The 16,203-nt window shown below is 69.6% G+C and carries 17 protein-coding genes; 11 read left to right on the top strand and 6 right to left on the bottom strand.

The annotated features are described in order from the left end of the window. Positions 1–143: 143 nt before the first annotated feature. The 4 genes from AAF430_15140 to AAF430_15155 all read left to right on the top strand — a co-directional run bounded on the left by AAF430_15140 (position 144) and on the right by AAF430_15155 (position 3,800). A complete protein-coding gene (locus AAF430_15140; protein MEM7411566.1) occupies positions 144–719 on the top strand; it encodes a TetR/AcrR family transcriptional regulator in 576 nt (191 codons plus the stop codon). A 32-nt stretch (positions 720–751) separates the two neighbouring features. Further along, positions 752–1,645, top strand: coding sequence for a crotonase/enoyl-CoA hydratase family protein (locus tag AAF430_15145; protein ID MEM7411567.1), 894 nt, complete (start codon positions 752–754; stop codon positions 1,643–1,645). Between the two features lie 107 nt (positions 1,646–1,752). Next, a complete protein-coding gene (locus AAF430_15150) occupies positions 1,753–2,709 on the top strand; it encodes an LLM class flavin-dependent oxidoreductase (GenBank protein ID MEM7411568.1) in 957 nt (318 codons plus the stop codon). Continuing rightward, entirely contained in the window at positions 2,706–3,800 is a 1,095-nt protein-coding gene (locus AAF430_15155) for a GHMP kinase (protein MEM7411569.1), read from the top strand. The genes AAF430_15150 and AAF430_15155 overlap by 4 nt, the downstream gene beginning before the upstream one ends. Here the strand turns inward: AAF430_15155 and AAF430_15160 are convergent. Continuing rightward, positions 3,730–5,409: a hypothetical protein gene (locus tag AAF430_15160; protein MEM7411570.1), complete on the bottom strand. Its 1,680-nt coding sequence runs from the start codon at positions 5,407–5,409 to the stop codon at positions 3,730–3,732. The two genes, AAF430_15155 and AAF430_15160, sit on opposite strands and share 71 nt — an antisense overlap. A gap of 66 nt (positions 5,410–5,475) precedes the next feature. Next, the gene (locus AAF430_15165; GenBank protein ID MEM7411571.1) at positions 5,476–5,817 is read right to left on the bottom strand and encodes a hypothetical protein; all 342 of its coding nucleotides are present in this window, start codon (positions 5,815–5,817) and stop codon (positions 5,476–5,478) included. 89 nt (positions 5,818–5,906) lie between these two features. Between AAF430_15165 and AAF430_15170 the strand changes: the two genes are divergently transcribed. Continuing rightward, entirely contained in the window at positions 5,907–6,491 is a 585-nt protein-coding gene (locus AAF430_15170; GenBank protein ID MEM7411572.1) for a glutaredoxin family protein, read from the top strand. A 22-nt stretch (positions 6,492–6,513) separates the two neighbouring features. On the opposite strand, the gene AAF430_15175 is transcribed toward AAF430_15170, so the two are convergent. Continuing rightward, positions 6,514–7,341, bottom strand: coding sequence for an enoyl-CoA hydratase-related protein (locus AAF430_15175; GenBank protein ID MEM7411573.1), 828 nt, complete (start codon positions 7,339–7,341; stop codon positions 6,514–6,516). A 154-nt stretch (positions 7,342–7,495) separates the two neighbouring features. Between AAF430_15175 and AAF430_15180 the strand changes: the two genes are divergently transcribed. Next, entirely contained in the window at positions 7,496–7,879 is a 384-nt protein-coding gene (locus AAF430_15180; protein MEM7411574.1) for a hypothetical protein, read from the top strand. 87 nt (positions 7,880–7,966) lie between these two features. Here AAF430_15180 and AAF430_15185 read toward each other — a convergent pair whose 3' ends face one another. Then, a complete protein-coding gene (locus tag AAF430_15185) occupies positions 7,967–8,581 on the bottom strand; it encodes a PEP-CTERM sorting domain-containing protein (protein MEM7411575.1) in 615 nt (204 codons plus the stop codon). A 455-nt stretch (positions 8,582–9,036) separates the two neighbouring features. Here AAF430_15185 and AAF430_15190 point away from each other — a divergent pair, with 455 nt between their 5' ends. The 3 genes from AAF430_15190 to AAF430_15200 are packed head-to-tail and all read left to right on the top strand — an operon-like array spanning position 9,037 to position 12,031. Then, the gene (locus AAF430_15190; protein MEM7411576.1) at positions 9,037–10,341 is read left to right on the top strand and encodes a sulfatase; all 1,305 of its coding nucleotides are present in this window, start codon (positions 9,037–9,039) and stop codon (positions 10,339–10,341) included. A gap of 44 nt (positions 10,342–10,385) precedes the next feature. Then, positions 10,386–11,150, top strand: coding sequence for an SDR family NAD(P)-dependent oxidoreductase (locus AAF430_15195; GenBank protein ID MEM7411577.1), 765 nt, complete (start codon positions 10,386–10,388; stop codon positions 11,148–11,150). Between the two features lie 29 nt (positions 11,151–11,179). Further along, positions 11,180–12,031 carry an SDR family oxidoreductase gene (locus AAF430_15200; protein ID MEM7411578.1) on the top strand — a complete coding sequence of 284 codons (852 nt, stop codon included), beginning with the start codon at positions 11,180–11,182 and terminating at the stop codon, positions 12,029–12,031. A gap of 6 nt (positions 12,032–12,037) precedes the next feature. Here the strand turns inward: AAF430_15200 and AAF430_15205 are convergent, their stop codons facing one another. Then, positions 12,038–13,015 (bottom strand): NADPH:quinone oxidoreductase family protein, encoded by a 978-nt coding sequence (locus AAF430_15205; GenBank protein ID MEM7411579.1) that lies wholly within the window; start codon positions 13,013–13,015, stop codon positions 12,038–12,040. A gap of 209 nt (positions 13,016–13,224) precedes the next feature. Between AAF430_15205 and AAF430_15210 the strand changes: the two genes are divergently transcribed. Then, positions 13,225–13,971 (top strand): flavodoxin family protein, encoded by a 747-nt coding sequence (locus tag AAF430_15210; GenBank protein MEM7411580.1) that lies wholly within the window; start codon positions 13,225–13,227, stop codon positions 13,969–13,971. 83 nt (positions 13,972–14,054) lie between these two features. Continuing rightward, positions 14,055–14,936: an LLM class flavin-dependent oxidoreductase gene (locus AAF430_15215; GenBank protein ID MEM7411581.1), complete on the top strand. Its 882-nt coding sequence runs from the start codon at positions 14,055–14,057 to the stop codon at positions 14,934–14,936. Here the strand turns inward: AAF430_15215 and AAF430_15220 are convergent. After that, a complete protein-coding gene (locus tag AAF430_15220; GenBank protein MEM7411582.1) occupies positions 14,933–16,192 on the bottom strand; it encodes an alkyl sulfatase dimerization domain-containing protein in 1,260 nt (419 codons plus the stop codon). The two genes, AAF430_15215 and AAF430_15220, sit on opposite strands and share 4 nt — an antisense overlap. Positions 16,193–16,203: the final 11 nt, after the last annotated feature.

Below are 16,203 nucleotides of genomic sequence, written 5' to 3' on the forward strand. Positions count from 1 at the left end.
AGGGATGTCGCGCGTTCGTATGTATGTCATACTACATAGAACGAATCAAGGCCGTTCTTCCCAGGCTCCCGCCGCGGGATCGGCCGGGGCGGTGTCCTCGAGGGCCGTGCGGCCTCGAATCGCCCCTTCGAACCGGAGAAGCGGTGCCCCGCGTCGACACCCATCAGAAGCGCGCCATGCTCGAAGCGGCCGTGCGACTGTTCCGCCGCCACGGCTACGAACGGACGTCGATGCTCGATGTCGTGCGCGAGAGCGGCGGTCCCCGCGGCTCTCTCTACCACTACTTCCCCGGCGGCAAGGTCGACCTGGCGCGCCAGGCCATCGAATTGGCGAACGCCGCGGTCCGCGACTGGATCCAGGCCGCGGGCGTCGCCTCGACCTCTCCGGCCGACTTCGTTCGGCGGCTCGGGAAAGCGTACGCCGGTGCGTTGCGTGGCTCCGACTTCAGCGAGGGCTGCCCGATTGCCACGGTCGCACTGGAGACGGCGCCCGGCATCCCGGAGCTGGGCGACACCTGCGCAGCCGGCTTCGACAGCTGGATCCAGATCACCCGTGAGATCCTTCAGCGCCACGGCCTGCCCGAGTCCAATGCCGCCAGCACCGCCCTCCACGCCGTCAGCGCGATCGAAGGGGCGTTGATCCTCTCTCGCGCGCGAGGCAACACCGAGCCCCTCGACCGCGTCGTGTCCCTGCTCGCCGATGGTCTCGTGACCGACTGAAGTCGGGATCGGGCCTGTGCCACCATGGCGGCATGCCCAACGACGTCGTCCTCTACGAAGAACGCGACTCCATCGCGATCATCACGCTGAACCGCCCGGAGAAGAAGAACACGCTCACCGACGCCGTGATCCAGGGCGTTGCGAATGGGATCGACGCGGCGTCGAAATCGCCGGCGGTGGCCGCCGTCGTGCTGCGCGGCGCGGGCGACACGTTCACGGCCGGCTACGACCTCACCGCCGGCAGCGATGCCGGTTCGGGGGGTGGTGAGCCGTCGGGTTGGAGCACGCCCTACGGCGCCGTCGGCCCGAAACCGCGCGAAGGTGCGTGGGACCCGGTGCGCGACTGGCAGTTCATGGGGAACAACGTGCGCCGGTTCATGAAGATCTGGGAGTGTCCGAAACCGGTGCTCGGCGAGGTCAAGGGCTGGGCAGTTGGCGGCGCGACCGATCTCGTGTTGTGCTGCGACCTGCTCTTCATGGCCGAGGACGCGCACATCGGATACGCGCCGAGCCGGATCTTCGGCACGCCGACGACCATGCTCTGGGTGTACCGACTCGGCCTCGAGCACGCGAAGCAGTTCCTGCTCACCGGGCGCGCGATCGACGCCGAGACGGCCTACCGCATCGGCCTCGTGTCCCAGGTCCTGCCGAAGGATGACCTCTCGCGGGTCATCGAGGAAGAGGCCCAGCGTTTCCGGCACATCCCGGCGAACCAGCTCGCGCTCAACAAGCTGCTCATCAACCAGGCCTTCGAGAACATGGGGCTGCGCACGAGCCAGCTGCTCGGGACCTTCTTCGATGGCGTCACGCGACACACCGAAGAGGCCTATCGCTGGGTCGAGGCCTTCGGCGAACGCGGCTTCCGCGAGGTGATCCGAGAACGCGACGCGCCCTGGGGTGACTACGGCGAGAAGAAGCGCACCTAGCCGGACGAGCCGCACGAAACGGATCCGACGCGTTCCTTGACCCCCTCCCCGGCCGGAGACGATACTCGCGGACTTTGCGGAACCTTCCGCGCCTTCGGAGTGCGTCCATGCCGCTCGGCTTTCACTTCCCGTTCTCGACGATCGACGCGAAGGCTCAGGCGGAACTCGCGCAACTGCTTCGGGACCGCGGCTATGGGCACGTGTGGACAGGGGAGAACCCGGGCACCAACGGCTTCCTGCCCCTCGCCCTCGCCTCTCAGTGGGCGCCCGGACTCGGGCTCGCCAGCGCGTGCTTCCCGGTCCAGACGCGCGGCCCGGGCTTGTTCGCCGACACCGTGGCCCAGCTCTGCGCTTCCGCTCCAGCGAGCCCGGTGATCGTGGGAATCGGCAGCTCCTCGGAGTGGGTGGTCCAGCGCATGAACGGTCGCCCCTATGGCCGGCCCGTGGAGAGCGTGCGCGACATGGCGCGGTTCTTGAGTGCCGCCCTCGCCGGAGAAGACGTCCGCGCCGACAACGCCAGCTTCCGGGTTCGCTACAAGCTGGCACGTCCGCTCGCGCGCCCCCCGAAGCTGATGGTGGCGGCCCTGCGGCCGAAGATGATCGAGATGGGCGCCGCCGAGTCCGACGGCGTGATCCTGAACAACGTGGTGCCCGAGGATCTCGCGAAGATCGTGCCCCTGGTCAAGCGTCACGGTGCCGACAAGCAGATCGCGGCGCGGGTCTACGTCACGCCCGTGGAAGACCCGACGATCGTTCGTCAGGTCGGCGCCGCGTCCCTGGCCGCCTATCTCGGTGTGCCCACGTATCGGAAGCACCAGGAGTGGCTCGGCCACTCGGATCTCTTCGCCCCTCTTTGGGAGGCGTGGGATCAGGGCGGCTTCGCGGCAGCGCGCGCGGCGGTCACCGACACGATGGTCGACCACCTCTACCACCACGGCAGTCCGGAAGCCTGTCGCACCTTGATCCGCGACTACGAAGCTGCCGGCGTCGATCACGTCATCGTGAGTCCCGTCGAGGAAGCCCTCGACCCCCGTGAGATCGCGCGCCGGCTCGCGCCCCAGTGACCACCGACGCGAGTGACGAACACTTCGTACCGGGTCGGCTCTGCCTGTTCGGCGAGCATTCCGACTGGGCCGCTGGTTATCGCAGCGCGCACCCCGAAATCGCCCGTGGCGTCTGCGTGGTCGCGGGGACCGAACGCGGCGTGCGGGTACGCGCCACCCCGGCCGAGGGGTCGTTGATCGTGAGCAGCCGGGTCGCCGGTCAGGCCCAGTGCGAACCGTGGCAGATCCCGTGGCGGGAGGCCGAGCTGGTCGCGGCCGCCGGCTCGGACCACTTCCTGCGCTACGTGGCGGGCGCAGCCGCCGAATTCGAAGCACGCTGCAGCGGCCGCGGTGCCACGCTCTCGTTCACGTCGAATCTTCCTGCCCAGAAAGGGCTGTCCTCCTCTGCCGCGGTCTGCGTCGCGACATTGCGCGGGCTCGCCGAAATCGCAGGCCGCTCACTCTCGCGAGAAGAAGAAATGGAGTGGGCCTACCTCGGAGAGCGCCGGACCGGCTCCGCCTGTGGACGCCTCGACCCGATCGTGGCCTACGGTCGGGTGGTCTCGCGGGTGGACTTCGACGGAGACGACGTCGCGATCGGATTTCCCGAGGTCGCGACGCCGGTCCCGTTGGTCGTCGTCGATCTCGGGCGCAGCAAGGACACGCCGCGGATCCTCGCGGACCTGCATCGCTGTTATCCCGATGCGCCCGACCCCCAGGCCCGAGCCGTTCGCGAGGCGCTCGGGGCCGCGAATCAGGCGACGGTCGCGGGGGCGCTGCGGGCACTCGCCGCGGGAGACCTCGAAACCCTCGGGAAGCTGATGACCGAAGCCCAGGCACGCTTCGACCGCGACGTCGTGCCTGCGTCGACGGCGCTCGAGGCGCCGCACCAGCAGCGGGTTCTCGCCCATCCCGCGCTCGCCGAGCTCGGGTTCGGCGCGAAGGGCGTCGGGTCGCAGGGAGACGGCTGCGTGCAGGTGGTCGCACGCGACGCGGAAACCCAGGCGACCCTCGTCGCTCGCCTCGGCGACGAGCGCGGGCTCAGCGCATTTGCGATGACGGTGCCTGCGACGGACCGACGCCCGCACCCCGCGCCTGACGAATCCGCCTGAGCAGCTGACGCATGTCGGGCTGGCGCGGCACGACCGCCAGAGCCTGCTGGATCCGCTGTTCCGCCATGCCCAGGGAGCCCAGGCGCACCCAGAGCTTCGCTGCGTTCCGGAGCCCGTCGACGTTCCGCGGCTCCAACACCAACGCTTCTTCGTAGGCGTCGAGGGCCGGACGCCACTGCTGCTGGGCCTCCAACGCCAGACCGAGATTGATCGACGTGCGTGCCGCTGGAGCGAGCTGCAAGCTGCGCCGGAACTCGGCCTCCGCCTCGGGGTAGTGTTCGTTCTGGTACGAGATCACCCCGAGGTCGTGACGCACCGAAGCGGAATCGCGTCCCAACCAGGTGAGGATCTGGGCCGACTGACGCAGCTTGTCTTCGTCCGGTGGGTCGAGGGCGCGCACCACGCCGAACTGGAACACGAGAGCACCGAGGATCACATAGGTCGCGTAGGCGAGTCCCAGGAACGCGATGAGCGGACGGAGCCAGCGGCGCGGCGGAATCGTCTCGTCGTCGGCGCGCGCGCGCGCACCGAGCAACACCTGGGCGACGGGGCCGTCGCGCAGCTTCCAGATCGCTCCGTCGAGGACGAAGTGCTGGAGGTTCACTGCCGCGGTGACCAGCAGAGCCACGCCGCCATCGACACCCCGCTCTCCGAGCACGTCGGGCGCGAACAGGAAGAGCGGAATGCCCCACAGCGCTCCGCCCGCCAGCCAGATCTGGAGCAGGTAGTTCCCCTGCCGGTGTTCGCGGCGTGCGCCCCGCGCGTAGTAGGAGCTGACCCAGATGTATTGGATCGAGTGTCCCATCGCGATCCAGAGGAACACGTAGTGCGCCATGCCGTCCGAGAACGGTGCCAGACCGCTGAACCAGCCGGCGTAGCGACTCATCGCCGGCGCCACGAACCACAGCGCCTGCAATCCGATCAGCGCGAACGCGGGGACCAGATCCGACAGGGTCGCACGGCGCAGCAGGAGGCCGACGAACACGGCCACACTGGCGACGTACGCCGCGAAGCAGCCCCACATCAGCTGGGACTGGAGCGACGCCGGAAGCCCCAGACGCACCACGTCGTAGAGCCCCTGCGAGACGTCGAGGGGCGCATAGTCGGCCTGGGGCGCCTCGCCCTGCACGGAGATCACCACCAACAGCCAGGAAAGCCCGAAGCTCGCGTAGAACCAGCGCTTCGCCGCCGGGGGCACCGACACACCGCGGCGACCGAGCAGCATCAGGGCGATCCCGTAGTTCTGGCCGCTGTAGTGCCAGGGGCTCCAGATCAAATAGATCGCCAGCATCCAGGCGCCGACCGTCTCGACGTAGACACCGAGGACGAAGACCGCGTAGACGAGCACGCTCGCCCAGATCGAGAAGAACGCGTAGTGGCGACGATCGCTGGGTCGCTCGTAGACACGCAGCAGCGTCGCCCCGTAGTGGGGAACGCCCGAGAAGAGCACCAGGATCGGGAGCACTTCGAGGGGCAGCACCCGCATCACGCCGCCGCCGAAGGCCGCGATCGCCAGGAAGACGACGAGGTAGGCGCCCCCACAGCCCAGGAGCAGGTCCCACGCCGGGCCGTAGAGCCAGCGCGGCGCGGCGGCCTCGTGGGTCGTCATCGGGAAATTATACCGGGGCGCCGAGCGCGGTGGGCTTGCGCGCCACACGGGCGCGCGAGCGTCCTATCAGCCGCGTGCGCGGCGGGGCCGCGCGCGCTTCGCAGCGGAGGCTGCGCTCACCGAGATCGGGCGCGCACCCCAGCCCAGGGCGTTCAGGTGGGCGCCTGCCCCTTCCACGTCCGCCGTGATGACTCGCCCGTCGGCGAAGACGACGGTCTCTGCATCATGGCGCACCACGGTCCCGCCCTGGGCCTTCGCCAGGGCGTGAACTTTCCCGCCCGACTGCAAGATCACCAAGGTGATCGGACCGGTGGGGTCGCAGGTTTCAGCGGCGAACGTCGGCGCCGGCGCCAGGAGCGCCGCGCAGAGACCCCCGATCCCGAGCGCGATTCGCAGGCTGCGTGCCATGGGGTCGGGATCGTCCTGCGGACGCGGGAGCTTGAGAGCCCCCGAAGATGCCGCCCCAGTCCCGGGGGCGTCCGGACGATACGGGGGGCATGAAGACGCTTCGAGTCTGCGTGGTGCTCCTGGCATGGACGACACTCGCGTGTGACCGCCTGGCTGAATTCGGCGATGCGGTCGCTTCGAGCGAGCCCACGGCGGAACGTCCGGAGGGATGGGAGAGCCTCGAGGGCGATGGTTCCTCGTCTCGGCTCTACTACCAGTTCATCGACGATGCAGGACGCGTGCGCTTCGTCGAGCGGCTCGACGAGGTCCCCGAAGCGTGGCGTGCGAACGTGGGCTTCGTGAAGATGGACGTCGCGCCGCCGCTCTCTCCCGGAGCCGCCGCCGCCGCACGACGCCAACAGCTCGGGGGTGGCGGCACGACCGTCGCCGCCGCTGGAGGCGCGGGCCCCGTGCTGCTCTACTCGGCCGAGTGGTGCGGCGCGTGCCAGAAGGCGAAGCGCCACCTGTCGCGACGCAACGTCTCCTACCAGGAACTCGATGTCGACAACCCGAACCACGCCAAGGCGCTGGTGCAGAAGACCGGATCGCGTGCGATCCCGGTGCTCGACGCCGGCGGCCGCATCTTCACGGGCTTCGATTCGGGCGCCTACGACCGCATGCTCACGGGCGTCTAGCCCCCAGAGCTGGCCCAGGACATCAGGTCCCCGTGAACTCGGGCGTGCGCTTCGCGACGAAGGCGCGCATCGCCTCCTGCAGGTCGTTCGACTGCAGACTCGTAGAGAGCGTGAAGAGCGCGTTGAAGAGCAGGCTCTGATCCGTGGTCAGCTCTTCGTTCTGCTGCAGCATGAACTTCGTGCCGCGGACCGCCATGGGCGAGTTCGCTGCGATCTCGAGGGCGAGCGCCTCCGCCGCCTCGAAGAGTGCCTCGGCATCCGGCGCGACGTCGTTCACCAGGCCGATCTCGGCGGCGCGCGCCGCGTCGATGTCCTTGCCGGTGTAGGCGAGCTCAGCGACATGGCCCGCGCCGACCACCTTCGGCAGGCGCTGCAGGGTTCCCACGTCGGCCACAATCCCGATGCGCGTCTCGCGAATGCTGAAGGTCGCATCTGCCGAAGCCAGGCGCATGTCGCAGGCGGTGGCCAGATCGATGCCACCGCCGAGACAGTGGCCGTGGATCGCGGCGATCACCGGAAGCGGGCACGCCGCCAGCGCCGTGATCCCGTCCTGGAAGGCACGGGTCGTCTCCAGCTGACGCAGATTCGCGACGGCCTGGGACGACTTCTCCCGCTTCACATCGATGGCTTCGCCCGCCGCCATCAGGTCGAGTCCGACGCAGAAGCTCTTTCCGCGCCCCGCGAGCACGATGGCGCGCACCTCTTCGTCGGCGGCGAGCGCCTCGAGGGCGCGCGGCAGCCCGGTCCACATCTCGCGGATCAAGGCGTTGCGCTTCTCCGGCCGATCCAGCCAGAGAAAGCCGACCGGCCCCCGCTTCTCGAGGCTCAGCGTGTCCGAGGCGAAATCCATGACGGGGCTCCTTCGGTGCGGTGGTGCCGCGTGGCGCGGTCGGTTCCCGGTGGTACGGAGACGAGGCTGGGCGAAACGCCGGATTCGCGCAACGCTTCCGCCCGGCACCCCACCGCACGAGCGGAAGTTCACCCGGTGCCCGAGGAGGGAATCGATGCCTACTTGGTTGCGCGCGATCGTCGGCTTGGCGGGGTTGTTGTTTCTGGTTCAGGCCCTGGGTTGGGCGGCGACTCCCGAGCGCGCCGCCGAGGGACTCGGCATGCCCTTGCTCGACGGGCTGGGACGCAGCAGCCAGGCGGGAGACTTCTTCGCGTTCTTTCTCAGCCTGGCGACGCTGATCGGCCTGGGCGCCCTGCAACAACGACCCCATTGGCTCCAGGCCGGGGCGCTGATGCTCGGGAGCGCCGCGATCGGACGCCTGTGGATGTGGGCTGTCCACGATGCCGCGTTCGCCACCCAGTTCATCGTCATCGAGGCCGTGTTCGCGGGCCTGCTGCTCTTCGCAGCGAGCCGAGCGGGCGACGCGACCGACGCCTAGCCTGGTTCGACCGCTCCGCGCCCGAACGCAGAACGGCCCCCCCGAACGCCGCGTTCGGGAGGACCGACTGAGGAGAGACGTTGTGGGCTAGCGCGTCTGGCGTCGGCTGCGGGCCGCGAGGCCGAGGAGCCCGACGCCCACCAGGGCGGCCGTCGACGGCTCGGGCACGACGCCCCAGTGCTTCACGTGCTTCGTGGTCCACACCCACTTGGAGTAGTAGCGGGGGTAGTAGCGGCCCCGGTACTTCACCCAGCGCTTCACCCGGACCTGCTTCTTCACCTTCTCGGCCACCTTCACGCCGAAGATCTGATCGAGGAAGATCTGATTGCCGAGGTCCATGTTCTTGTTGGAGATGTAGAAGGTGGTGTCCTTCTTGTGGCTGCGCAGGGAAAGTGCAATCTCGCCGTGATCGTTGTCGCGGTCGATCTTGCGAAGATCGCGTCCCCAGAACTTCAGTCCCTTCAGAACGTCGTCATTCGCGAAGTTCAGGAAGATCTCTTTGATCGAACCGGTGGACCACACGTTTACGCGGACCTTTCCGTCGATCTTCATGTCGTCCAGGGTCACCTTGACCATGCCCTTCTCCCCGTGGTCATCGAGGATGAAGGTCTGGGATACCGCGTGTGCGCTCGTGGCAAGTCCAAGCAAGAGCACGGCGGCGAAGGCGCCACCCAACCAGCTGCGTTTTCCGCATCGAATCATCGTTTCCACTCCTGGTCCGCCGGTCTCGCGAGGCGGCCACCGAAGCGGTGGGCCGGTCTCGACGAGGAGAAGGGGTTCGCGGTGAAGTGGTGCGCGGGGGCCGGTTGTGTCAGCCAAAGGGCTGCATTTTCTTTGCAGAAACAATGGAGTAGGTGTGAAGCCGGGCTCCTGACCGGGCTCCCTGCCGGCCCGGGAACCCGAGTTGCCGGCGAGCGAACCCACCCCCTCGGGAAACAGGCGTGAAGCAAGCGATTCTGACCATCGCCAAAACGTGGTTCGCCACGCGGCGGGGGCCGTGCCGCGTGGGACGACGTCCCCGAAAGCCGTTTTGGCACTGGGGGTTGGCCCCGGGGCGCCCGTCGGGGACGGGGGCCCGCTGGGCAGCCGCCACCGCCGCGTGCGGGTGGCTCGCCTGCCCGGCCCCGGAAGCGCCGCCCCCGGTGGAGCCGCCGAACGTGGTCCTTTACGTGGTCGACACCCTCCGGGCCGACGCGATCGGGCCGAGCGGCCAGGCCTGGGCCCGGACGCCGGCCCTCGATGCCTTCGCCCGCGAGGCGGTCGTCTTCCAGCAGGCGCGGGCCGTCTCCTCCTGGACCCGGCCCTCGATGGCATCGATCCTCACCGGGGCCGAGCCCGGTGCCCACCGCGTCGAGACCCGCCACGACGCCCTGCCGGAAGATCTCCCCAGCCTCGCGAGCCGGCTGGGGTCGGCCGGGTACACCACCGCCTATTTCACGGCGAACCCCAACGCGGGTTCGTTCTTCGGGTTCGGCCGCGACTTCGACCACGTGGCCGAGCTCTACGCGCGCCGCGAGGCCGGGACGATCGACCAGTCCGAGCTCATCACCCGCGATCGCGACGTCGTGGACCGGGCCCTGGCCTGGATGGAAACCGCGCCACGTCCGTTTCTGCTGGTCGTGCTCTGTGTCGATCCGCACCGGCCCTACCGGCCGAGCACGCCGCTCGCGGCGGACGCCGCACAAGAGATCCGCCGGGCACGTGCCCCGGCGGCGGCGCGCGAACGGGGTGCGCCCTGGCCCGAGAACTGGCGACGCTGGCGCGCGCGCTACGCGGGCGAAGTCCGCGACGCCGACGCGGCCTTCGGTCGGCTCGTCGCGCGCCTGGAGTTCACGGAGGAACTCGACCAGAGCCTGGTCCTCTTCACGTCGGATCACGGCGAAGAGTTTCTGGAGCACGGCGGAATCGACCACGGCCGCACCCTCTTCGACGAGGTGCTGCGTGTCCCGCTCGTGGTGCGCTTCCCCGCGACGGCCAGTGTCGCCCCCGGCGTGCGGCGCGACGCGGTCGACAGCCTCGACCTGGTCCCCACCATCCTCGACGTGTTGGGCCTGCCAAAGGAGGACGCCCTGCCCGGACGCTCGCTGCGCGGCCCGGCGGGAGAACCCCGCGCGTTCCCAGTTGCCGCGCGGCTGGCAAAGGAGGGTCAGGACCTGCGATCGGTGGTCACTCCCCCCTGGAAGCTGATCCGCGACGGCGCAACCGGATCCGATCATCTCTACCGCGTGGACGGGGCCGCCCCCGAGCCCCACCCCATCGCGCTCGACCGAGACCCGTCGGTTCGCGCCGAGGTCACGCGACTGCGCCGGCACCTCGACGCCTGGACGGCAGCCGAGACGGCGCGCTCGGGTGCCCCCGCCGCTCCCCTTTCGGAGGAAGCGCGCGCGGCACTGGAGGCGCTGGGATATGCGGTCCCCGACGAAGAGAGCGAGGCCGAGACCGAGGCGGCGCCCGCGCGCTAGCGTTGTTCACGGCGCCGCGTGTCGGCGCGCGAGGAGGCACACCGATGGTCCCGATCCGACGCCTGTTCGTCACCGGCGCGAGTACCGGGTTGGGGTTCGGCCTCGCCGACCACTACGCGCGCGAGGAGACCCACCTCGGTCTGGTCGCGCGACGCGAGAACCTGCTCCAGGACCACGCCAAGCGCTGGCAGGAGCGCGGCGCCCAGGTCGAAATCTACCCCGGCGACGTGGCCGACACCGGCTTCATGCGCGCCAGCGCAGAGCACTTCCTCGACGCGGCCGGCGGCTGCGACCTGGTGTTCGCGAACGCGGGCGTCTCGATTCCGAACCGCACCCTCCAGGGCGAGTCCGACGACGTCGCGTGGCTGATGGGGGTCAACGTCGTGGGCGTCACCAATACGGTGCTGCCCTTCGTGCCGGCGCTGTGTCGGCAGGGCTCGGGGGTCCTGTGCGCCGTGAGCTCGGTCGCCGGGCACGGTCCCCTGCCCGGCCGCGCCGCCTACTCGGCCTCGAAGGCCGCGGTCACCACCTTCATGAGCAGTCTTCGCATGGATCTCAGCGGGACCGGCGTCCACGCGATGGCGCTCTGCCCTGGATTCGTCGAGACACCCCTGACCGAGGGCAATCCGAACATGCCCTTCCTGATCTCCCTCGACGAAGCGGTCCGCGAGATGGCCGGCGCAATCGAGGCGCGCAAGCACACCTACAGTTTTCCGACGCCCATGCGCTGGCTGTCGCGGGCGATGCGCCTCGTTCCCGAGAGCTGGGTGCAGCGACTCGCCCCGGCCGCGAAGCCCGACGACGCCTGACCGAACCCGAGCGGAAGAAGGAGCACAGCGTGCAGGACCTGGCAGGAGCCCACGCCCTCGTGACCGGCGGGGGCACCGGAATCGGACTCGGCATCGCACGGCGGCTGCTCGAAGCCGGCGCGGTCACCACCCTCGCGGGACGCCGCGAGGACGTGCTCGAAGCCGCCGCGAAAGAACTGGGCGCGGCCATCCCGGACGCCCCCGAGATCCGCACGATCGGCTGCGACGTGTGCGACCCGGAGGCGGTCGAGGCGGCCGTCGAACACGCGAGCGACGGCGAGGGGCGCCTCCAGGTGGCGGTGGCCAATGCGGGAGTCGGCGCGGGGGGCCCGTTCCTGATGCTCGAAGCCGACGCCCTCCGCCACGTCCTCGACGTGAACGTCGTAGGCGCCTTCAACACCCTCCGTGCCGCGGCCCTGCGCATGCGCGACGCCGGCGGCTCGATCATCGCGATCTCGTCGATCGCCGGCGCACTCGGCGGTCGCTTCCGTGCGGCCTACGCCACCAGCAAAGCGGGCCTCGACATGCTGGTGCGCAGCGGCGCCGACGAACTGGGCGGCTTCGGGATCCGGATCAACTCGCTGCGCCCCGGCGTGGTGCCGTCGGAAGCGACGTCGCCCCTCTTCAACTTCCCGGACATCGTCCAGGACTACGAACGCCAGATGCCGCTCGGCTTCGTCGGAGCGCCGGAGGACATTGGAGACGCGGTGGTCTGGCTCGCGAGCCCGGCGAGTCGCTGGGTGACAGGACAGAACATCGCGGTCGACGGCGGACACACCCTGCGGCGCGCACCCGACTTCGAGCGCGCGATCCGCGCGCAGCTCGGCGAAGAGGCCTATGCGCAGGTGGTGAAGCCCGGATTCGGGCCGGCGGGCACTTAGCCGCGCTCAGGCGCCGGGCAGCAACACCGCCTTCCCGGCCAGCCGTCGTTCGACGAGCGCCGTCAACACGGAGCCGGCTTCCGAGAGCGGGAAGGTCGCGGGCGGTGCGGGTCGCAGCTTCCCCGAAGCCAGCAGCCCCGCGAACTCCTCGAGCAGGACGCGATTGCCGCCGGGCTCCCGCCCGGTCCAGCCGCCCCAGTCGACCCCCACCACCTGACAGCTCTTCAGCAGGATCAGGTTGAAGGGCACGCGCGGAATCTCCCCCGTCGCGAAACCGATCACGAGGTAGCGGGCGCCCGGCGCGCAGGCGCGCAGGGCCGGTTCCGCATAGTCGCCGCCCACCGGGTCGTAGACGAGATCGACGCCACCCCCCGAGAGTTCCTTCGCGCGGTTCTTCAAGTCTTCCCGGCCGTAGTCGATGGTCTCGTCGGCGCCGCGTTCGCGACACAGGGCGAGCTTCTCTTCCGACGATGCGGCCGCGATCACGCGCGCTCCGAGCGCTTTCGCCAGGTCGATCGCCGCCAGCCCGACGCCACCCGCCGCCCCGAGGATGAGGATCGTCTCGCCCTCGCGAACCTGCGCGCGTCGCGTGAGCGCGAAGAGCCCCGTGCAGTAGCTCTGGAGCAGACAGGCCGCGGTGGGCATGTCGACACCCTCAGGGATCGGCAGCGCGCCCTTCGCCGACACCGCCACCTTCTCGGCGAAGCCGTTGACGCCCATCATCGCCAGGACCGGGTCGCCCACGGCGATGCCCTCGACGCCCGGACCGAGTTCGGCCACCCGGCCGGCCACTTCGCTGCCCGGGACATAGGGGACCGGCACCTTCACCTGGTAGAGCCCCTGCGCCATCAGGGCATCGACGAAGTTCACGCCGCAGGCCTCGACGGACACCAGCACCTGGCCGTCGCCGGGAACGGGGTCGGGGCGCTCCTCGAGAACGAGGTGTTTCGGGTGCCCGTATTCGTGACAAACCACCGCGCGCATGGATCGACTCCTTCGCAGAAGGCTCGCCAGGGGCGAGTCGGGTCTCGCATGATGCGCTGGGATCGCGCCGTCGGCCAGCCGGCCCGCGCGGCGCGTCCCGTCGCCACCCGCGTCCGCACCCCCGCAGACCCGCGTGACCTTTCGGAGAGCAAGGCATTTCAGAGACGACTCTTCCGCACCGCGGCCACCCGCCGCCAAGGAGCATCCCGATGACATTGAACGAGCAGCAGCAGGCCCTCTGCGAGGGTCATTCCTGGGACTTCTCGGACCTCCGCGCCCTCTTCCTCAACTGCACGCTCAAGAAGTCCCCCGAGCTCTCGCACACCGAGGGCCTGATCCGCATCTCGCAAGCGATTCTGGAGGCGAACGGCGTCCAGACCGAGATCATTCGACCCGTCGACCACGACATCGCGACCGGCGTCTGGCCCGACATGCGCGAGCACGGCTGGGAGACCGACGACTGGCCCCCGCTGCTCGAGAAGGTGATGGCGGCCGACATCCTGGTACTCGGCACGTCGATCTGGCTCGGCGAGAAGACCTCGGTGTGCACCCAGGTCGTCGAGCGGCTCTATGCCGCGTCCGGGCTGCTGAACGAGCTGGGGCAGTATGCGTACTACGGCCGCGTCGGGGGCGCGCTCATCACCGGAAACGAAGACGGTGGGAAACACTGCGCGATGAACATCCTCTACTCGCTCCAGCACCTGGGCTACGTCATCCCGCCCCAGGCCGACGCCGACTGGCTGGGTGAAGCCGGCCCGGGCCCGTCCTATCTCGACGAGGGCAGCGGCGGTCCCGAGAACGACTTCACGAACCGCAACACGACCTTCATGACCTGGAACCTCATGCACATGGCCCGCATGTTGAAGGACGCGGGCGGCATCCCCGCCCACGGCAACCAGCGCAGCGCCTGGGACGCCGGCTGTCGGTTCGACTTCCAGAACCCGGCCTACCGCTAGGACCCGGCGGTGGTCGCCATCGCCTGACCAGGCTTGCACGCCGCGTCGGGCCCCACGTACCGTGCGGGCCCGACGAGGTACCCATGAAGATCGGACTCTGCTTCCCCTACACCCAACCGACCCTCGACCGCGCCACGATGCTCGACTGGTACCGGCGCGTCGACGAGGGCCCCTTCTCGACCCTCTCCTGCGGCGAGCGCATGATCGGCCCGAGCGTCGAGATGAGCAGCACGCTCGCGGCCGCGGCGGCGGTTACCGAGCGTGTGCGGATCGCCCCCACGCTCTACGTGCTCCCGATGCATCCGGCGGTGTTCGTCGCGAAGCAAGCCGCAACCCTCGATCTGATCTCGGGCGGGCGCGTCACGGTGACCGTCGGCGTCGGCGGGCGACCCCACGACTACCGCTGCATGGAGGCAGAAGTGGAGCGGAAGCAGGCCCACATGGCGCAGCAGGTCGCGCAGATGCGCGCGATCTGGCGCGGCGAGCTGCCCTTCGAAGGCACCGAGCCGGTGGGCCCGCAGCCCGTCCAGCCCGGCGGTCCGCCGATCCTGGCCGGCGTAATGGGACCGCGAGCGATCCAGCGCGCCGCGGACTGGGCCGACGGCGTGTACTCGTGGTCGGGGAACGGCGAGCGCGCCGAGCTCGGGGCACAGCTCGAACGCGTCGATGCCGCCTGGCAGGAGAAGCGGAGTGAAGCTCCGATGCGGGTCGCCGGCTTCTGGTATTCACTGGCGCCGAACAGCGGCCAGCGCCTGCACGACTACGCGTTCAAGTACCTGAAGATCGCCGGCGAGGACCTCGCGCGCGGCGTCGCGAAGAGCCTCACGCGCTCGACCCCGGACGCGGTCCGCGCGGCCCTCGACGACTACGAGGCCCTCGGCATCGAGGAGTGCCTGCTCAACTCGGCAACGGACGATCTGGCCGAGATCGACGGCCTCATCGAGGTGATCGAGAAGCGCGGCTAGGCGTCGTCGTCGGGGCGCGACTCTCGGACCGCCGCGCGAAAGATCCCCTTCGCCATGAGACTCTGCGCTTCCTGGGCGCGACGCGCGTAGATCTCCGCGCGCGCGTCGCGGACACCGCGTGCTTCGGCGTCGCTCTGCCAGGCGTACTCCACGAGTGCGCTCGCCAGCGCCAGTTCGCCGGCCTGGGCCCGTCGCCGCGCCTCCTCGGCCAGCGATGACGCGCCCCCAGCGAGCTGCGCGATCGCCCCGGCGAGCTCTGCAGCCCCCGGCGGCAAGAGATGCGACGGGTCCCCGTCGTACCAGCCGCCGTAGAGTCGCCACAGACCGCGCACGACGAAGATCGGGTCGTCGTAGACGGGCCGCAGGTAGGGTCGCTCGAGCAGCTCGCGCGGCACCACCACCGATCGCAGCACCTCGTCGAGGTTCGCCCCCGCGTTCATCGCATCGAGGGTCTGGTGGACGAGACTCTCGAGGAGGGCCGCGGCATCCCCGAGTGCCTCGGCAACCCGCTGCGCCCCGAAGATCGGCGGACCATGGCCCGGGAACAGCTGCTCCGGCGCGAGGGCCGCCATCTTGCGCAGAGCCGCCGCCCACTCCACCGGGTAGCGCTGCACCTTCTGGGGGTTCCCGCAGTTGGGCGACGCCCAGATGAAGAAGTCACCGGTGTAGAGGGCGCGACGCTCGGGAAGCCACGCCCACAGCGCGTCGTCGGTCTCGCCCTTGTCGTGGAAGAGTTCGATCGACACACCGCCCACCTCGAGGGTGTCGCGGGCGTCGACGATGCGATCGGGGTAACGGAACTCGCGCGGGAAGACGGGCTTCGGGAACCCGAACTGGCGCTGGTTGATGTGGGCGTTGTAGCCGTTCGTGGTCTGGTAGCGGTCGAAGCGCGCCGGGCAGGCGCGATGCGCCCAGATCTCGATCGGAGGCGCACCGCGTTCTTCCGCCTCGGCGTGGAAGTGACGCAGACCGAAGACGTGATCGACGTGGCCGTGGGTGTAGATCCCCAGCCGGACCGGGTCCTGGGTCCAGGCGCGAACGCCGTCGTAGACCGCCTGTGCGTGGAACAGACTCGAGGTGTCGACGAAGGCAAGCCCGTCCTCCGTGCGCAGCACCAGCGCGTTCGAGAAGGCGGACTGAAAGGCCATCCCCCCGTCGAGCGGATGCAATGCCACCTGCACTCGACCCGGGTGGACCGACGCGCCCGCGAGATCCCCCTGCCAGGCACGCTCCGCCCAGGCCTCGAGTTCCGTCATGCTTGGTTTCC

This window comes from Myxococcota bacterium, from assembly GCA_039030075.1.
In the GTDB taxonomy this organism is placed as follows: domain Bacteria; phylum Myxococcota_A; class UBA9160; order UBA9160; family SMWR01; genus JAHEJV01.